Below are 15,671 nucleotides of genomic sequence, written 5' to 3'. Positions count from 1 at the left end.
CGCCTCAGTCTCCCGTCCGCACGCGGTAGCGCAGGTGAAGCACGCCAGGTCCGTCCAGGGAACGCAGCAGTTCCAGCTCGACGTGGTCGGGCGGCAGGTCTTCGAAAAGCCGGCGTCCCTGCCCGAGCAGGACGGGGATCAGCTGCAGCTCCAGCTCGTCCAGCAGGCCGGCACGAAGGCACGCCTGCGCGGTCGCGGCGCCGTGCAGCATGATGTCGCGGCCGCCGGCCGCGGCCTTGGCCTGCGCGACGCAGGACTCGATGCCGTCGGTGACGTAGCGCGCCGATCCTGGTGCGGGATCGGCGGGTGCGGTATGGGTCAGCACGAAGATCGGGACTCCGTCGTGGTGGTCGCCGGCCCAGCCGCCCGCGTGGTCGAAGGTGCGCCGACCGGTGATCACCGCTCCCGTGGCCATCGCCTCGTCGAACACGGTGGCGTTGGTCTCGTCGACAGGTCGGTGCGAGCCTGGATCGATGTCGCCGGCGCGCAGCCAGTCGTGCAGCCGCTCACCGTTGACGCCGAGTCCGTGATCCATCCCGTCGTCCAAGCCGGTGATGAACCCGTCCACCGACATCGACATATGCAGCACGATCTTGCTCATGGGTCATCGGTCCTTTCGGGTAGGTCGAACGGGGTGACGCGTGCAGTTAGTGGTCGAGGAAAGCCTGGATGTCGAGTTCGACCAGCGCGGTGTCACCGACGACCACCTTGCTGCCTTCGACCGACGACGCGCCCACGTTGAAGTCGGAACGACGTACCGACGTGCGCCGGAAAGCCCGACGCGGGGCTCGCCCTGCAGGCCCGTCTCGTCGATCCCGAGGAACTCGCATGCGATGGTCACCGTCCGGGTTACGTCGCGAATGGTCAGGTCGCCTACGAGCGTGAACCTGGTGCCGTCCCCTGCAGCTGCGATCTGCGTACCCCGCTGCCTTGACACCCCAGGAGATGGTCTTCAGATGCAGTACCTGGTGTCCGTGATCGATGACAAGAGCAATCCCGGCAGCGCAGACAGGCGGCCTGCCATCAGCGCGTCCAACGAACTGATTCGAGCCGTCCGTTGCCCTCTCCTCGAGGGCGCTGTCTTGGGTCTGCGACGGTTGACGCTGCGTGATTGCCGTCGAGTGGTCGTGCGGGTCGGTTCCGTCTGCTCGATCTGGTTGGCCTGCTGGAGGTGTCGAGGCCGGATGGCCCAGCTAGCGAGCAGGCTGAGTACGTCCGCGGGCGCGGAGCCGGCTCGGCGATTAAACCACCGGTGACATGCCGGGGTCGGCGGGAGGTCCACAACCTCCAAGTCAGGTGGATGCCTCCGATGACGGGGTGGTGGGATGCCCTTGAAGTCGGAGCCGTGGAAGCTGACGTCATGTGCTGCTCGCCTGGTGCGGAACTCGCGCGGTGAGTTCGAGAAGGCAGTTGCTGGTGCCTCGTCAAGCAACGTTGGGGAGGTAATCCGGCTGGCGGATTGCCTCGAACACCGCCGCCGCACGGACGAGGACGGGATCGCCACACTCAGTCTGTGCCGAATCAGCGGTGTAGCGCTCGGGCCAGTGCGGGCCGGATCAGTTCGGCAAGGCAGCCGAACACGAGAACCAGCACGGCGACCGGTAGTGAGCGGCCTGGCGCGTCCGTGGTCAGTGTCTCCGCCAGGCTTTGGTCCGGCAGGAAGATCAGGCCCGTGGTCGTGACGGCGACGAAGCACAAGGCGTAGGAGACGGCTGCCGCGATGACTGGTCGGACAAGTGCTCCCAGCCATGACGGGCGTCGAGCCAGTCGCCAGGCGAACACCAGCCCACCAACGAGTGTGAAGGCGAGCCAGCCGTAGTTCGTCGTGCTGAATCCTTCGATCCCGCGGTAGTCGAAGTGTCGCGCCGTGCCGACTATTGCGTTGACGACCGCTGCCGCGATGACCGAGGTGATCCACGGCCAGGTCCTGGCGAGAGTGCCGAGGCTGGGTAGGACACCGCCGCGAGAATCCCTCACCTGACACCTCCGGTTGGCAGCCTGTGCTCGGACCAATCCTTGTCTGCCCAACAGTCACCCACATCGGGAATCACCCCGAGACGATCCCGGTACGCACCTTTGACGACGCACTCAGCCCGCGCTTCCTTCGGCACCATCTTCAAAGCTCGGTAGGCGCGGCAACGTCGTGCTGGACGGGGGCTTCCGTGCGTTGCGCGCCGATACACCAGGCGAAAGGGTCGAGGCTGGGCCCGGCTGCTCGGCCAGCGCTGGATGGTCCCGATCCGCTTGTCCAGAGGCGTTCGCGATCTTCAGGTATGCCTCGGCCGCGGCATGGTGACAGATCATCGCGGCGGTCAGGCTTGCGGGCGCATCCGCCCCGGCAGCCGGTCAGGCGACGGCTGGCGTGGCGGCCAGGGCCGGGCGGATCTAGTCGCCGGTCACGCCGTCGATGCTTTCGCGGATCAGATCGGCGTGGCCGTTGTGGCGCGCATACTCCTCAATCATGTGCATGTAGATCCACCGGATGTCGCGATCGGCGCCGCCCACCGAAACGGCACGACATCATCGAGGCCTTTGTCAGCCACGGCCTTGCGCGTCGCGACGATCTCGCGCCGGTAGGTGTCCAGGTCGGCCTCGGCGTCGCTGCTCGATGCCCTTGAAGTCGGCGTCGTTGTCAGTCAGTCTCGGTCCAGTACAAGTCAGGCACATCGTCGCGGGCAGCGCACACCCGATGAAAGGCCGCTGACCAGGTATGACGCCACCATGGTCTCAGGTTTCAGCCCTGGTGGTCTCAATTGTTCCGGACCCGACGCCTGTCGGCTCAAGACTCTGCAAGCTGCTGACCTGCAGGAATGCGGTGGGCAGGGGCGGGGTCGAACCGCCGACCTTGCTTTTCAGGTCTGGGCAGGCGGGCTCGGGGTACGGGATCACGCTCGTGATGATCTTGATCGGTGTCTTCGCGGTCGTGCTCGGGCAGGTTGGTTGGCGTCACCGGTGGCGTCATGGCCGTGGCGTAGTGTCTCGGCGTGGCGCTGGCAAGGAAGAGATCCCGGCAGATCGTGATCGGTGGGATCGCCTATCGCTGGAAGGTGCGTGGCGGGCCGACATACGACCAGGGACTCGGGGATCCACTGACCTTCGTGGTCGAGCAGGCCGAGCACGCGGGTGCGCTCCTGGTCGCATCTTTACCCTGCGCGCACCCAAGCAACTGGCTCCACATGTCGGCTGGCGTCGTGCTTCCACGTACAGTCGCGTCGGCGATCGAACTGGCATTGGCCGAAGGGTGGCAGCCATCGCGCCCAGGGCCGGCGTTCCAATTGGCGTTGGACGAGTCGGCGTTTGCGGGCCATACGCGGTCCGGCCGTGGGCGCCTGGTCGGGCTTCTGCTGAGCGGGATCTGTCGTGCTTCCTTCCTTCAGGTGGCCCGGCCTGGACTGGCGAGGAGTTCAGCGGCGGACAACTTGCCGCCGAGTGCTGCGAGTGCGCGCTCCCGGCGGGCTAGCACGTCGATGGTCGAGATCGCGAGTGCCGGGAGGTTGACGACGCTGCGGAGCATGTCGTCGGTCGCCCCGTGTGCGGCGAGCGTCGTCCAGAGATCGGCGAGTACGCGCCCCGCGTGCTCCTCGTCGGGCTGCGCGATCTGGCGTCGCGTCTCCTCCAGCGTCGCTGCGATCCGAGCTCGTGCCGCTCGGAGTGTCTCTTCGTCCCTAGTCACTCGCTTCCCCTCTCGCTTCGTTTTGGATCGCGCCCAGAGAGCCCGCGCGCCGTTACCTGTCCCAACGACCACGGGCACCGTTAGTCACGCACTAGTCACCACGACGTAATCCAGCGGGACGAGCCCGACCCGTGTGAGCTTGGAAGGGTCGGAGGGTTTGGCCGGTGTCCTCCGGGAGAGTGGCGGCCCGTAGCCTCTTCCGGCGTAGGCGGGCAGCTGGCTGCCCGCCCGTAACCGCCCGCCGTGGGCCGCCGCTCGTAGGGTCCCGGACCAAGCGAGGTGGCTAAAGCCTCCGGCCCGGCACCAGCCACGCAACTGGTCCTGCGGAGCGGGACATTGATGAGCGTCGCCAGTCTTCTGGCGGCCCTCTTGTCGCGCCCAGCCGCGACGGCCGACCGGACTCGCTGCCTGATTCACGGCCGGTGCGGCGACGCCGTCCAGTTCTTCGCATGGTGTGCGGCACGGTCGCGCATGCTCATCACGTCCGCGAGTTGGACACAGGCGCGCTCGATCTCCTGATAGGTGAAGCGCCCCGGGTCTGGTGGAGGCTCTCAATCCATGGAGGATGAGAGTCATGGCGGCACCGAGGAAGTACGGCGACGAGCTGCGTGAGCGGGCCACCCGGATGGCGGTGGAGGCGCGTAAGGACCCGGCGAGTCGGGCGGGTGCGATCGCTCGGATCGCGGAGCAGTTGGGGATGCACCGGGAGACGTTGCGTGGATGGGTGCGCCAGGCCGAGATCGACGGCGGGGTCCGGCCGGGCAGCAGCAGCGAGGTCGCGAGCCGGATCGCGGAGTTGGAGCGGGAGAATCGTGAGCTGCGGCGGGCGAATGAGATCCTGCGAACGGTGGGTTCAGGCGAAGGCGTTGCTGTGCTGCCGAAGGTGGTCGCCAATGAGGAGGTCGCTCGCCGTTTTAGGTGGCGTCGGCGGTTTGGCGGGACCGGTCCAGAGGGTGTGGGAGTGATCGCCAAGGGCCGCGGTCGTAAGTCGTCGTTGCCGGCGGGCGTGGTTGCTGAGGTGCTGCGGTTGACCCAGCAGGACAAGGCTCCGGACGGTCGAAGGTCATGAGGTCGTGTGGGACATGGGTGATGGCAAGTCCGAGACGCGCACCGGGCCTGGGAGGCCGTACGCCGATGTCGTAGATGACCTGCTCGGGCATCTCCTCGTGTCCGTCGACGATCTCTGAACCGGCGGTCTGCAGAGCTTCGGTCGTGGCATCGAGCATTCTGGCGGCCTACTCCGGCCGTGGATCGGTGGTCTGCTTACCGAGATGAACTGTCCGGTCGTTGCGTCGACGACGGCAGTCCCGACGAACATCCAATGGCGAGCGAAGTCTTCGTCCACGATCGCGCTCCCCCCTTGGACGTCTCGCCACGTCAGCACCCAGACCAGCCGATCAACCAGCATCCCACCCGGGTCGGGGTTCACAAAGTCGCCGTTCTCGATCATCAGCTCGACCTCCGGGGGCCCGGACGCAAGCCAATGCGGCATGTAAGTGCCGGTCGTCTCGATCGCCTCTTCCGCCGTGACAGCCGGCGTGGTTCCGGGTGGCGCAGGCACCGCTAGGAACAGGTAGGAGCTGTAGCAGCGGCCGCCAGGGGGAACCGGGTGAGCGTCAAAGCCCCAGCGCGGCGCCCATGGCCTACCGCGCGAAACAGCGTCCCAGTCACCATCCACACGCCCATTGTGCCCCGCGCACCCCACAAGCAGGTGCAACCAGGTCCGCGCCGCCTAAGCCTCAATCCGTGGACTCGCTGGGTTGATGGTTTTGGTTGTGGGTGGGTCGCGGTTGGTGGTGGGTGGGCAAGGCGGGGCTGCTGGTCTGCCCAGCTTTCCTTTGGGTCTCCGGTCGGGCCTTGGCGGCGGGTGGCTAGTTTCAGGCGACGCGTGGTGGGCCGGTCGCGGGGCGGAACACGTTGTGCCAGAGGGTGTTCCACTGTTCCGCCCAGGGCCAGTGCTCGGGCAGGTGCAGGACGGGCCGACGCTGAGGGCGGGCGATCCTGGCGGGGACGGTGACGATCTGACGGCGCAGCGTGGCGCCGCGGGCGGCGGCGTGGCGGGGGCTGGTGAGGGTGCCGGCGGCGCGGAGCAGGTTGTGGCAGATGGCGGCGCAGATCGCCCAGGCGCTGTTGGCGGCGAACCGGCCTGAGGGTAGGTGTGCGAGTGGTCCGTCGATCAGGTCGGCGAACACGGTTTCGATGATTGCGTGCCGGCGGTGGGTGATGTCAGCCTGCGCGGTCGGTTCGGTGTTGTTGGTGAAGAACGGGTGATGACGCCATACCGGGAACAGCTCCTCCTCGCCGGCCTGGTCGCGGGCGCGGTCACGGACCCTGCGCACGACCAGTCGGGCGGTGACCGGGTGCTTGGTGGAGGTGAACGCGGTGAACTCCACCTCCGCGACCTCAGCATCCGAAATCAACTCACCGGTATCGTCATCGACGACAGCACCGGGGTAGTGCACCGGTGTCCAGGCGTCTTCGGCGATGGAGGCGATCGCGGCGGTGACCGCCGGGTTCTTGGTGAGCACGACGGAGAACCGGACCCCGGCTTTCAGGCACGCGGCGACCACGGCGTGGTTGCCATACGCCGAATCGCCCCTCACCAGGATCTGCCCGCTGGCGCCGGCGGCGCGGGCGGTGGCGATCGCCTCCTTTGCCATGCTCGCCGCGCCCTTGCCGGAGCCGGCCCGTCCGGCGCGCAGCCGGATCCCGGCCACCACCGGCGCCCCCTGGATCGTGCTGATCGTGGTCGCCAGCGGCGACAGGCCCCGGCGCAACACCTGCCGGCCCGCGATCTTGGTGTGCCCGAAACTCCCGCCCTGCTTGGCGTGCCCATACACCGGGCGCAACAACGAGTCGATATCGATGAACACCCGATCCTCGATACCCGGCAACAACCCGCTGGCCTGGACAAGGTTGACCAGATGGGCCCGCGCCACTGAGGCCAACTGCTGGGTGTGGCCATGGGTGAACTCCCGCAGAAACTGACCCAACGTCGCCGGCGCATACACCCCACCAAACAGCCGGCGCATCCCACCAGACCTGATCACATCCAGATCATCGATACAGTCCGCACCCGCGGCCATCCCCGCGATGATCGAGGTCACCTTGCCCGCCGGGTTGGCCGCCGCCGAAGCCACCGTCGTCTCCGTGATCGCGACCCGTTCGCCCACCAGCTCCGACAGGCCCGCCCGCTCCGCCAACGCCATCACCGGCACCAGCCCCGCGCACGACACCAGGTTCTGCTCATCGAAGACCGGCGTGGCTCGCGACCACCCGTACGGTAGTTTCACTATCAGTGCCTTTTGGATCGGGTTGGATCAGGACCTAGACACTCCAGATTCTCCCGATCCAGAAGGCACTTTCCCTGCTACCGCGCCGAGGCCCACTCACCCGGTCCACGGATTGAGGCTAAGGGGCCGACCTGGCTCGGGCCGCAGCTCACGCGGGCAAGGGCGCCTTGTTCGTCTCGCTAGGGATGTCGGAGCGCTTGGTCGCCGCCGAGTGCAATGTGGACCTGCCGCACCTGCGGGAGTCGAACTTGACGGAGGCCGACTGGCTGCGCATTGGCCGATCGCCGGCGGCGTCCACGTCGGCCGGGTGGAACTGGGCGGCGCTCGAGTCTCGATCGCGTGAGGTGGTGGGGTTACTCATGGCACTGAGTGCTGGTGACAAATTCGTCGTGCGATGCCGCGACTGCGAGAAGTCGGTAGGCGACGCCGTTGCCTCTCGCCGGACGGCGGTCCGGGCTCACAAGAGTGCCGGCAGATCCGCGGTCGAGGCGAGCAGGTGGGTGTGTGGCTCGGCGGCGAGCTGGTCGAGGGTAAACGAGCCGGTGCCGACGCCTACGACGAGGCCCGCGCCGGCATTGTGACCGGCGCGGAGGTCGTTGGGGGTGTCTCCGGCGACCAGGACTCGTCGGACGTCGTTGACGGCGGTTGCCTCCATGCACCGGAAGACGAGGTAGGGCGCCGGCCGGCTTGCGGGCACCTGGTCGGAGGTGACGATCGCGTCGACGACGGAGGAGGGGCCGCTGCCCACCGCCCAGTCCAGGCCGGCAAGGATCGCCCCGGCGATCTCGGCGGAGTACCCGGTTTGCAGGGCGACCTTCACCGCGGCGGCGCGCAACGTCGCCAACATCTCCACCGCACCGGGGAACGGCGTCGGCGGGTTCTCGCGGTAGGTCGCGAGGAGTCGTTCGGTGAACGCGGCGAACACCGCGTCAGTGGCGGGTTGGTCGGCATCGGCTCCCAGGCCGGTCAGCAGGCCGGTAATCGCCTCTCGTTTCGAGGTGCCTTTCCAGCGTTGCAGGAGGTCGGCAGGTACTGGCGCGCCCACGGTGTCGGCGACGGTGGCTTCGAGGACCTGGTAGACGAGGCCTCGCTCGTCGATGGTGGTGCCGGCCATGTCGAGCGCGGCGAGGTCGAACCCTGTTGGGATGGGCGCGGGAGTCATGAGGTCTCTTTCAGGATCCGCAGATCGTGGGTGATGCCAGACGAGGCGGGGCGGGCGTTGTCGATGGTGAACGTGACCCGGTCCGGGCGGTAGCGGTCGTCGCTGTACTCCAGCGGCACCCCGTCGGCGGAGGTGGCGCGGCGTCGCTCGCGCAGCAGCGGCGCACCCATCTTGATACCGAGCAGTTCGGCGTCGGTCTCGTCGGCAGCAACCGCGTCCATGGTGTGCTGTGCGGAGTGCAGATCCACTCCCTGACCGGCGAGGTGGGCGTAGATGGAGCCGGTGTCCGGGTCGAAATCGAACAGTAGCCGGCCGACCTCCAGGACGAAGTTGGCCCGTTCGAGCATGACTGGTTCGCCGTCGAGCAGCCGCAGCCGGAGTACCTCGACCACGGGGGTGCCCTCCTGGAGGCGTAGCACCTCCGAGGCGGCGGTGGAGGCGCCGCGACGGGCGACCTCGATGGTGCGTTGGCCGGGCACCTTCCCGATCTGCTCCGCCCAGGCGGTGAACGACAGCAGTGTCTCGAACGGTTGCCCGACAGCTGTGTCGCGTACCACCGGCGGGCGGCCCTGGCCACCGCCGATCAGGCCCTCGCGCCGTAGCGCGGCGAGTGCGCTGCGGATGGTTCCGCGTGAGGCGGCGAAACGCTCGGACAGCCGTGCCTCGGACGGCAGGGGAGTGCCGGGCGGGAGTTCTCCACGTTGGATCTGCTCCCGCAACTCCACAGCGACTCGGGCGTGGAGCGGTGCGGCCATCTGCTTCTCCTCCATCGCGGACCCCGGAGCTGACTGTACAACTAACCTTGACATGCTCCAGGCGACCTCGGGTGAATGCCGCACCAACAGCCCTATGTGTTGGGGGAGGGCGAGAAAACGCCCGGTAAACTTGTTCATACAAGACGTCTCGATGGTTGACCACCGCGCCAGGGGGTGGCCAGTGTGGCGGTCATGCCGTCCACTTCTCCCCTCGCGAACTCATTTGACCTGGCGGTCGTGGGTGCGGGCATTGTCGGGCTCGCGCACGCCGCCGAGGCGGTCGCCCGCGGATTGCGAGTCTGTGTCCTCGAACGCGACGACCGGGCCGTCGGCGCGTCGATCCGCAACTTCGGCCACATCGCCACCACCGTCCAGGACGGCGCCGCGCTGGAGTACGCCAGGGTGGCCCGGGAACGTTGGCTGCGGTTGGGAACCAGTGGCGGGTTCTTGGTCGCCGAGGCTGGCACCGTGGTTGTCGCCCGCAGCGCGGCCCAGATGGGCGTGCTGGAGGAGTTCGCCGCGGCTCGCGGTGTCGACCAGGTTCGGCTGCTGGACCGGCCCGGCCTCGCGCGGTTGTTCCCGCCCGCATGCGCCGACGGCGTGAGTGCCGAGGTCGTGGGTGGGGCGCACCTTCCGCTGGACCTGCGCGTCGATCCCCGCTCCGCGCTGCCTGCCCTAGCCGCCTGGCTGGTGGGCGAAGGCGTCGAGATCCGGTGGGGCACACACGTCGGCACGGTCGAGGACGGCCTGCTGCTCAGCTCCCGTGGGGAACTGCGCGCAGAGCGGATCGTCCACGCGGTCGGCCACGACGCCGACCGGCTCTTCCCCGGCATCGCGCAGGAGTACGGCCTTCGCCGCTGCCGGTTGCGCATGCTCGAGGTCGCACCGCCTTCGGACGTACGGATCGACCCTGCCGTGCTCTCGGGGTTGTCGATGCTCCGCTACGGCGGCCTGGCGGCGACGCCGTCGGCGGCTGCCGTCCGCCGCGATTTCGAGGAGTCGGCACCCGAGCTGGTCGACGTCGCGATGAACCTGATGCTCACCCAGCGTCCGGACGGCTCCATCGTCCTCGGCGACACCCACCACTACGCCCGCACCCACCTGCCCTTCGACGACGAGGACATCACCGGGCTGGTGCTGCGGGAAGGGGGCCGGCTGCTCGGCGCCCCGCTGACCGTCCGTCGGCGTTGGGTGGGCGTGTACGCCGACGCGCCGGCGACCGACTTCCTGGTGGCGGCGCCATACCCGGGCGTCAGGGTCGTGTCGGTCACCTCCGGGATCGGCATGACGACGGCTTTCGGGTTGGCGCCGGTCGTTCTTGACGGACTTCTCTGATTCATCCCGCCCTTGCGAAGGAGACTGTCATGTTCGCCAACGGCCTCAACGGCCTCAACGGCCTCAACGGCCTCAACGGCCGCACGATCGCCGCGCTCGTCGGCGTCGGTGCGCTGTCCCTCACCCTGGCAGCCTGCGGCGGTGAGACCTCGGCCGCCGACACCGCCGAGAGCGCCACCTGCCCAAACGGCCAGATCCGGTTCGGTGTCGAGCCCTTCGAGGACCCGGCGAAGCTAATCCCGATCTATGAGAAGCTCGGCGCCGCGTTGGAGGAGAAGCTCGACTGCCCGGTCAAGGTCACCGTCGCCGACACCTACCCCGCTGAGATCCTCGCGATGAAGAACGACAAGCTGGAGATCGGCCAGTTCGGTCCACTGGGCTTCGTCTTCGCCAAGGAGCAGGCGGGCGCGATCCCGCTGGTCTCCTTCGCCGGCGAGGACGGCAAGCTCTCCTCCTACACCGGGGGCATCTGGGTACCGAAGGACTCCGACATCGCCGAGCTCGCCGACCTTGCCGGTCACACCCTGGCGCTGGCGGAGCCGGGCTCGACCTCCGGCGACGCGGTGCCGCGCAAGGCGCTGGTCGACGCCGGAATCGAGAAGAAGGTCACCGCCAACTATGCCGGCGGCCACGCCGAGGCACTCCTCGCGCTTACCAAGGGCAAGGTCGACGCCGCCGAGATCAACTCCCAGACCCTCGCGTCGGCGACCGCCGAGGGCACTTTCAAACCTGACGAGTACACCCAGATCTGGAAGTCAGCGCCGATCGCCAACGACCCGATCACCGTGTCGCCGCACACGAGTAAGGAGTTCCAGACCGCCGTCAAGGAAGCCTTGCTCAACCTGGAGCCAGAGCAGGTCGCACCGATCGGTGAGTACCTCGACTTCACCCCGGCGAAGGGCAAGAGCCCCATGGTGGAGGTCGACGACAGCACCTACCAGCCGGTGGTCGAACTCGCCCACACGCTCGGCCTGACCCAGGACGACCTGTGAGCGGCACGACCCTCACGGCCCCTCGGGTGCTGCTGTCGGCCACCGGGCTCGTCAAGGAGTACGACGGGACGCCGGTGCTGTCCGGACTCGACCTCGACCTGCGGGCCGGCGAGCTCGTCAGCGTGCTCGGGGCGAACGGGTCCGGCAAGTCCACGGCGCTTCGCTGCGTCGTCGGGCTGGTGCCTCCCACACGCGGGAGGGTCGAGGTCGCTGGCAGCCAGGTGGAACCCGGGCGGCCGGTGCCACAGGTGGCGATGGTGTTCCAAAAGATCCATGTGGTGGCTCGGCGCAGCGTGTTGGACAACGTGTGCGCGGGCGCGGTGGCGCGGATGCCGTACACCCGCTCCTTGTCGACCTGGCTGTTTCCGCGTGAGGTGCGCGAGGAAGCCATGGCCTGCCTGGACCGGGTCGGTCTCGCCGAACGCCCACACGAGCGGGCCGGCCGGCTCTCCGGTGGACAGCAGCAGCGCGTCGCGATCGCCCGCGCGCTGTGTCAACGCGCGCAGGTCCTGCTCGCCGATGAGCCGGTCTCCGCGCTCGACCCCGCTGCCGCCGACCAGGTGATGGCGCTCCTGCGCTCGTTGGCCGACGACGGGATGGCCGTTGCCGCCGTGCTCCACCAGCCGGCGCTTGCTCGCCGGTACTCCGACCGGATCGTCGGGCTGCTGCGGGGCAGGGTCGTCTTCACCGCCTCGCCGACCGCGCTCGCCCAGGCCGAGGTGGACAGACTCTACGAGCCGGATCAACGCGCCGAGGAAGCGTCGTGACCGACGTCAGGCCACGGACTTCCCGGCTTCCCGTCCCGCCGAACCGGCGCCGGCTCGTCGCCGTGGTGGCCGGGCTGGTCATCGCCGTGCCCATCGTGGCCGCCCACGTCGTCGCGTGGATCGAGACCGAATTCGCGCTCGACCAGCTGGCACGCGGGTTGCACGGCATGGCCGAGTTCATCGGCGACGCCGTACCACCCGATCTGAGCAGGTCTGTGGTCGAGCAGGGTCTGCAGGGCTGTGTGGTCACGCTGGCGATCGGGCTGCTCGGCACGACGTTCTCGATCCCGTTCTCGCTGCTGCTCGCCTTCCTGGGCGCCCGTACGACGACCCGCGCTCCCCTCGTCTATCAGCTGGCCCGGGCAGTCATGTCGTTCTTCCGCGCCGTACCCGACATCGTGTTCGCGCTGATCTTCGTCACCGCCGTCGGCCTCGGCCCTTTCGCCGGCGTACTGGCGATCATCTGCCACAACACCGGTGTGATGGCCAAACTGTGGTCGGAGACGATGGAGGAGGTCGACCCGGGCGCGGTGGAACCTCTGCGCACGGCGGGCGCCAGCGGTAGTCAGATCGCTGCGCACGTGGTGTTGCCCAGTGTGGTGCCGCAGTTCGTCGGGTTGCTGCTCTATCGCTTCGACGTGAATGTGCGGTCCTCGCTGGTGCTCGGCCTGGTCGGCGCCGGAGGCATCGGGTTCTCCATCAACCAGTCGATCTCGCTCTTCCGGTTCGACGAGATGCTCACCTACATCTTGATGGTGCTCGTCTTCATCATCGCCGTAGACCTCCTCAGCGGTGTCGTACGCCACCGGCTCGCGCGGCCCTGAACCAGTCAGTGTTGCACGGCCAGGTACACGGTTCACCGACTAAATGGAGAAGTAGTCCCCGCCCTGCCGTAACACCGCCGGAGCCCCATCTGTCCGCGGGTAAACGCAGCGAACGGAGGCTAAGGGACCGGCTCGGCTGATTATGTACGTGATTTGAGGTGACGCCGAAGAAAGGGACCTCCAATCGGCCCACTCGGCCGGAATTGATCGGGCCCGGGATTTCCTTCTACGTTCACGTTTCCTTGCTTACAACCCGCACAGCCGGCGCAGTTGACTGCGAAGGCTTTACCCCTACGACCGACAGGGTGAACGCATGTCTGACAAAGAATTGGGAACCCCCGCCCAGAACGCGTCGAACAGCAGCGACGGCGCCGCCGCAGCGGAGGTGACCGATAACAGGAGGCTGTCCCGTCGCCGGGTTCTGCAGGCCGCGGGCCTGACGGCCGGCGCCGTAGCCGCGGCAGCGACAGGACTGACCATCGGCCAGCCGGAGCAGGCCGCCGAGGCCGCACCGAAGGGCCGGACCGGGACGATGGCCGACCTGAAGCACATCGTCATCGTCATGCAGGAAAACCGCTCCTTCGACCACTACTTCGGCACCCTCGACCTGCCAGGCGTCCGCGGCTTCGGCGACAAGCAGGCACTGGTGTGGCAGAACGGCCAGACGAACTTCTACGAGCCGTCCAGCCGAGCGGAGGGCTACCTGCTGCCTTACCACGCGGACACCAAGAAGTACAACGCGCAGAACACCAGCAGCCGGATGTTCTACTTCAAGGAGCAGGACATTCCCTGGCAGCACGCGCTGGCCAAGGCTTACACGGTCTGCGACCACTACTACTGCTCACTGAACACCAGCACCGACCCGAACCGGATCATGCTCTGGACCGGCACCAACGACCCGCAGGGCACCCTGGGCGGTGGCCCGCGGATCAACAACAGCCAGAACGGGCAGTTCCTGTTCAAGTGGGAGACCTACCCAGAGGTGCTGCAGCGGGCCGGCATCACCTGGCAGATGTACCTGAACAACGACATCTCCACCCGGTTCCTCGGCGACTTCGAGGACAACCTGCTGCGCGACTTCGCAGCGTACAACCCAGCGAACGCGACCCCGGAGAACTCCAAGCCCGGTGAGGGTCTGTTGGCCCGCGCCAACGTGCTGCAGACGCACACGCAGCCGCCGGCCGGAGTGGCCAACGACCCCTCCAACATCGACTACGTCCTGAAGGACTTCATCGCCGACTGCGCCGCGGGGACGCTGCCCCAGGTGTCCTGGATCACCTCCTCCTCCGCCTGGAGCGAGCACCCGAACAGCGCCCCGAACTACGGCGCCATCTACGTCGACCGCGTGATCAAGGCGGTGCACGACAACCCGGAACTGTGGGACTCGACGCTGATCATCCTCAACTACGACGAGCCCAACGGCGCCAACCGGATCGGGCAGGGCGGCTTCTTCGACCACGTCCTGCCGGCCGTCCCTGAGGACGGCACCCCGGGCGAGGGTGCGCCCGGCCTGTCCCCGGGCTTCGGCGGCCGGGTCCCGCTGGTCATGGTCTCGCCGTGGACGCGCGGCGGTTGGGTCAACTCGGAGGTGTTCGACCACACCTCGACAATCAAGCTGATCGAGCAGTGGACCACGTTCATGGGCAAGCCGGCGATCTGCCAGCACATCAGCGCCTGGCGTCGCAGCGTCTCCGGCGACATGTTGTCGGCGATCGACTTCAGCAGGTTCGACAACTCCTTCCCGAAGCTGCCCGCGCCAGCCGGCCTCGCCGCCGTCGTCGTCGCTGACACCAAGCTGCCGGCCGTGCCGCAGCCGCCGGTCGGGCAGCAGGTCATGCCGGTCCAGCCCAACCACGGCGCGCTCAAGGTGCGCCCGCTTTCCTTCCAGGCCAACGCTGTTCTGCTCGAGGACCGGACGGCCGGATCTGTCGCAGCGTCGATGAGCCTTCAGGGCGGCCCCGACGGCAAGGCCGTCAGCATGCTGGTGTTCGCCGACAAGTACCTGCCGCAGGAGCTGTACGGCGCCCCGTACACGGTCAGCAACAAGGGAGCCCGCCACTACACCTGGGACGCGACCCAGACCGACGGCAAGTACGCCTTTTCGATCTACGGCCCGGACCGGTTCGTCCGGTCGTTCGCCGGCCAGATCGTCCCAGCGGGCGAGCACGACACTTACATCCCGCGCGTCGAGGTCGACCTGATCACGGGTCGGGGCGCCTCCAGCAAGGTGAAGTTCACCCTGCACAGCGATGGGACTCGCCCGGTGCGCTTCAAGCTGACCGGGAACGACTTCCTCGGTGACAAGTTGGACATCCTCGTGGCCGGCGGCACCTCGAAGGTCGTCAACTGGCCGACCAAAGAGGGCTACTACGACGTCATCCTCATCGCAGACCCCGGAACCGGCTGGACCCAGCGCTACGCCGGCCGTCTGGCCCAGGCCTGAGCCCTCACCGTCTCCAACTATTCGACGGCCCACCGCGTCGTGCCAGACCGGCGCGACGCGGTGCGCGTCGCTGTGGTCAGCGGTCTGCTGCCGCCGCGCGGCTCAGACGCCGGCCCTGAGCCTTGGCCGGGTGACGTTCGGGCGCCTTGCCAGCCGGGGCGTCATCGCGGTGATCGGAAGGGACGATCTGATGCAAGATGCGAGTGACCCGAAGACACTGGCGGCAGGTCGTAGGCGCACGGGTCGGCGAGGGTGGATCGCGACAGCGGTCGTGATAATCGCCGCGGTCACCGTGGCAGCCGCAGTGATCCACACCCGTTCGCGGGTCGATCCGGTCGCAGCGTCTCCGACCGCGACACCTCCGACCGCCACAGCCACATCCACAGCCACATCCACAGCCGCGGCCACAGCAGCGGATATCCCGCTC

Annotated in this window: 13 protein-coding genes; 6 read left to right on the top strand and 7 right to left on the bottom strand. The window is 67.8% G+C overall.

All coding sequences use genetic code 11. From position 1 onward, the window contains the following. Nucleotides 1-4: 4 nt before the first annotated feature. The 4 genes from HEB94_RS04250 to HEB94_RS04235 all read right to left on the bottom strand — a co-directional run bounded on the left by HEB94_RS04250 (nt 5) and on the right by HEB94_RS04235 (nt 3,673). On the bottom strand, nt 5-601 hold the full coding sequence (locus HEB94_RS04250; RefSeq protein WP_192748725.1) for a dihydrofolate reductase family protein: 597 nt from the start codon (nt 599-601) through the stop codon (nt 5-7). 920 nt (nt 602-1,521) lie between these two features. Continuing rightward, nucleotides 1,522-1,977: a hypothetical protein gene (locus HEB94_RS04245; protein WP_192748724.1), complete on the bottom strand. Its 456-nt coding sequence runs from the start codon at nt 1,975-1,977 to the stop codon at nt 1,522-1,524. Nucleotides 1,978-2,385: 408 nt separating this feature from the next. Then, nucleotides 2,386-2,505, bottom strand: coding sequence for a mycothiol transferase (locus tag HEB94_RS04240; RefSeq protein ID WP_337917461.1), 120 nt, complete (start codon nt 2,503-2,505; stop codon nt 2,386-2,388). A gap of 868 nt (nt 2,506-3,373) precedes the next feature. Further along, nucleotides 3,374-3,673 carry a hypothetical protein gene (locus HEB94_RS04235; RefSeq protein WP_192748723.1) on the bottom strand — a complete coding sequence of 100 codons (300 nt, stop codon included), beginning with the start codon at nt 3,671-3,673 and terminating at the stop codon, nt 3,374-3,376. Nucleotides 3,674-4,247: 574 nt separating this feature from the next. On the opposite strand from HEB94_RS04235, the gene HEB94_RS04230 reads away from it, so the two are divergent. After that, nucleotides 4,248-4,742, top strand: a complete 495-nt coding sequence (locus tag HEB94_RS04230; protein ID WP_192748722.1) for a transposase — start codon at nt 4,248-4,250, stop codon at nt 4,740-4,742. A gap of 808 nt (nt 4,743-5,550) precedes the next feature. Here the strand turns inward: HEB94_RS04230 and HEB94_RS04225 are convergent. From HEB94_RS04225 to HEB94_RS04215, 3 genes are all read right to left on the bottom strand, one after another. Further along, on the bottom strand, nt 5,551-6,966 hold the full coding sequence (locus HEB94_RS04225; protein WP_192748721.1) for an IS1380 family transposase: 1,416 nt from the start codon (nt 6,964-6,966) through the stop codon (nt 5,551-5,553). 457 nt (nt 6,967-7,423) lie between these two features. Next, the gene (locus HEB94_RS04220; protein ID WP_192748720.1) at nt 7,424-8,128 is read right to left on the bottom strand and encodes a phosphonatase-like hydrolase; all 705 of its coding nucleotides are present in this window, start codon (nt 8,126-8,128) and stop codon (nt 7,424-7,426) included. Continuing rightward, nucleotides 8,125-8,883 carry a GntR family transcriptional regulator gene (locus HEB94_RS04215; protein WP_192748719.1) on the bottom strand — a complete coding sequence of 253 codons (759 nt, stop codon included), beginning with the start codon at nt 8,881-8,883 and terminating at the stop codon, nt 8,125-8,127. The genes HEB94_RS04220 and HEB94_RS04215 overlap by 4 nt, the downstream gene beginning before the upstream one ends. Before the next feature lie 237 nt (nt 8,884-9,120). On the opposite strand from HEB94_RS04215, the gene HEB94_RS04210 reads away from it, so the two are divergent. The 5 genes from HEB94_RS04210 to HEB94_RS04190 all read left to right on the top strand — a co-directional run bounded on the left by HEB94_RS04210 (nt 9,121) and on the right by HEB94_RS04190 (nt 15,244). Then, on the top strand, nt 9,121-10,218 hold the full coding sequence (locus HEB94_RS04210) for a TIGR03364 family FAD-dependent oxidoreductase (RefSeq protein ID WP_337917460.1): 1,098 nt from the start codon (nt 9,121-9,123) through the stop codon (nt 10,216-10,218). A gap of 29 nt (nt 10,219-10,247) precedes the next feature. After that, a complete protein-coding gene (locus HEB94_RS04205) occupies nt 10,248-11,210 on the top strand; it encodes a phosphate/phosphite/phosphonate ABC transporter substrate-binding protein (RefSeq protein WP_192748717.1) in 963 nt (320 codons plus the stop codon). After that, nucleotides 11,207-11,977, top strand: coding sequence for a phosphonate ABC transporter ATP-binding protein (locus HEB94_RS04200; RefSeq protein WP_337917459.1), 771 nt, complete (start codon nt 11,207-11,209; stop codon nt 11,975-11,977). The genes HEB94_RS04205 and HEB94_RS04200 overlap by 4 nt, the downstream gene beginning before the upstream one ends. After that, nucleotides 11,974-12,801, top strand: a complete 828-nt coding sequence (phnE, locus tag HEB94_RS04195; protein ID WP_192748716.1) for a phosphonate ABC transporter, permease protein PhnE — start codon at nt 11,974-11,976, stop codon at nt 12,799-12,801. The genes HEB94_RS04200 and phnE overlap by 4 nt, the downstream gene beginning before the upstream one ends. Before the next feature lie 313 nt (nt 12,802-13,114). Further along, nucleotides 13,115-15,244, top strand: a complete 2,130-nt coding sequence (locus HEB94_RS04190) for an alkaline phosphatase family protein (protein ID WP_192748715.1) — start codon at nt 13,115-13,117, stop codon at nt 15,242-15,244. The last annotated feature ends 427 nt before the right edge of the window (nt 15,245-15,671 follow it).

Origin of the sequence: Actinopolymorpha pittospori (assembly GCF_014873875.1) — a bacterium.
Lineage (GTDB): Bacteria > Actinomycetota > Actinomycetes > Propionibacteriales > Actinopolymorphaceae > Actinopolymorpha > Actinopolymorpha pittospori.
Note: the sequence above shows the minus strand (reverse complement) of the source record. Positions and strands in the feature narration are given on the sequence as shown.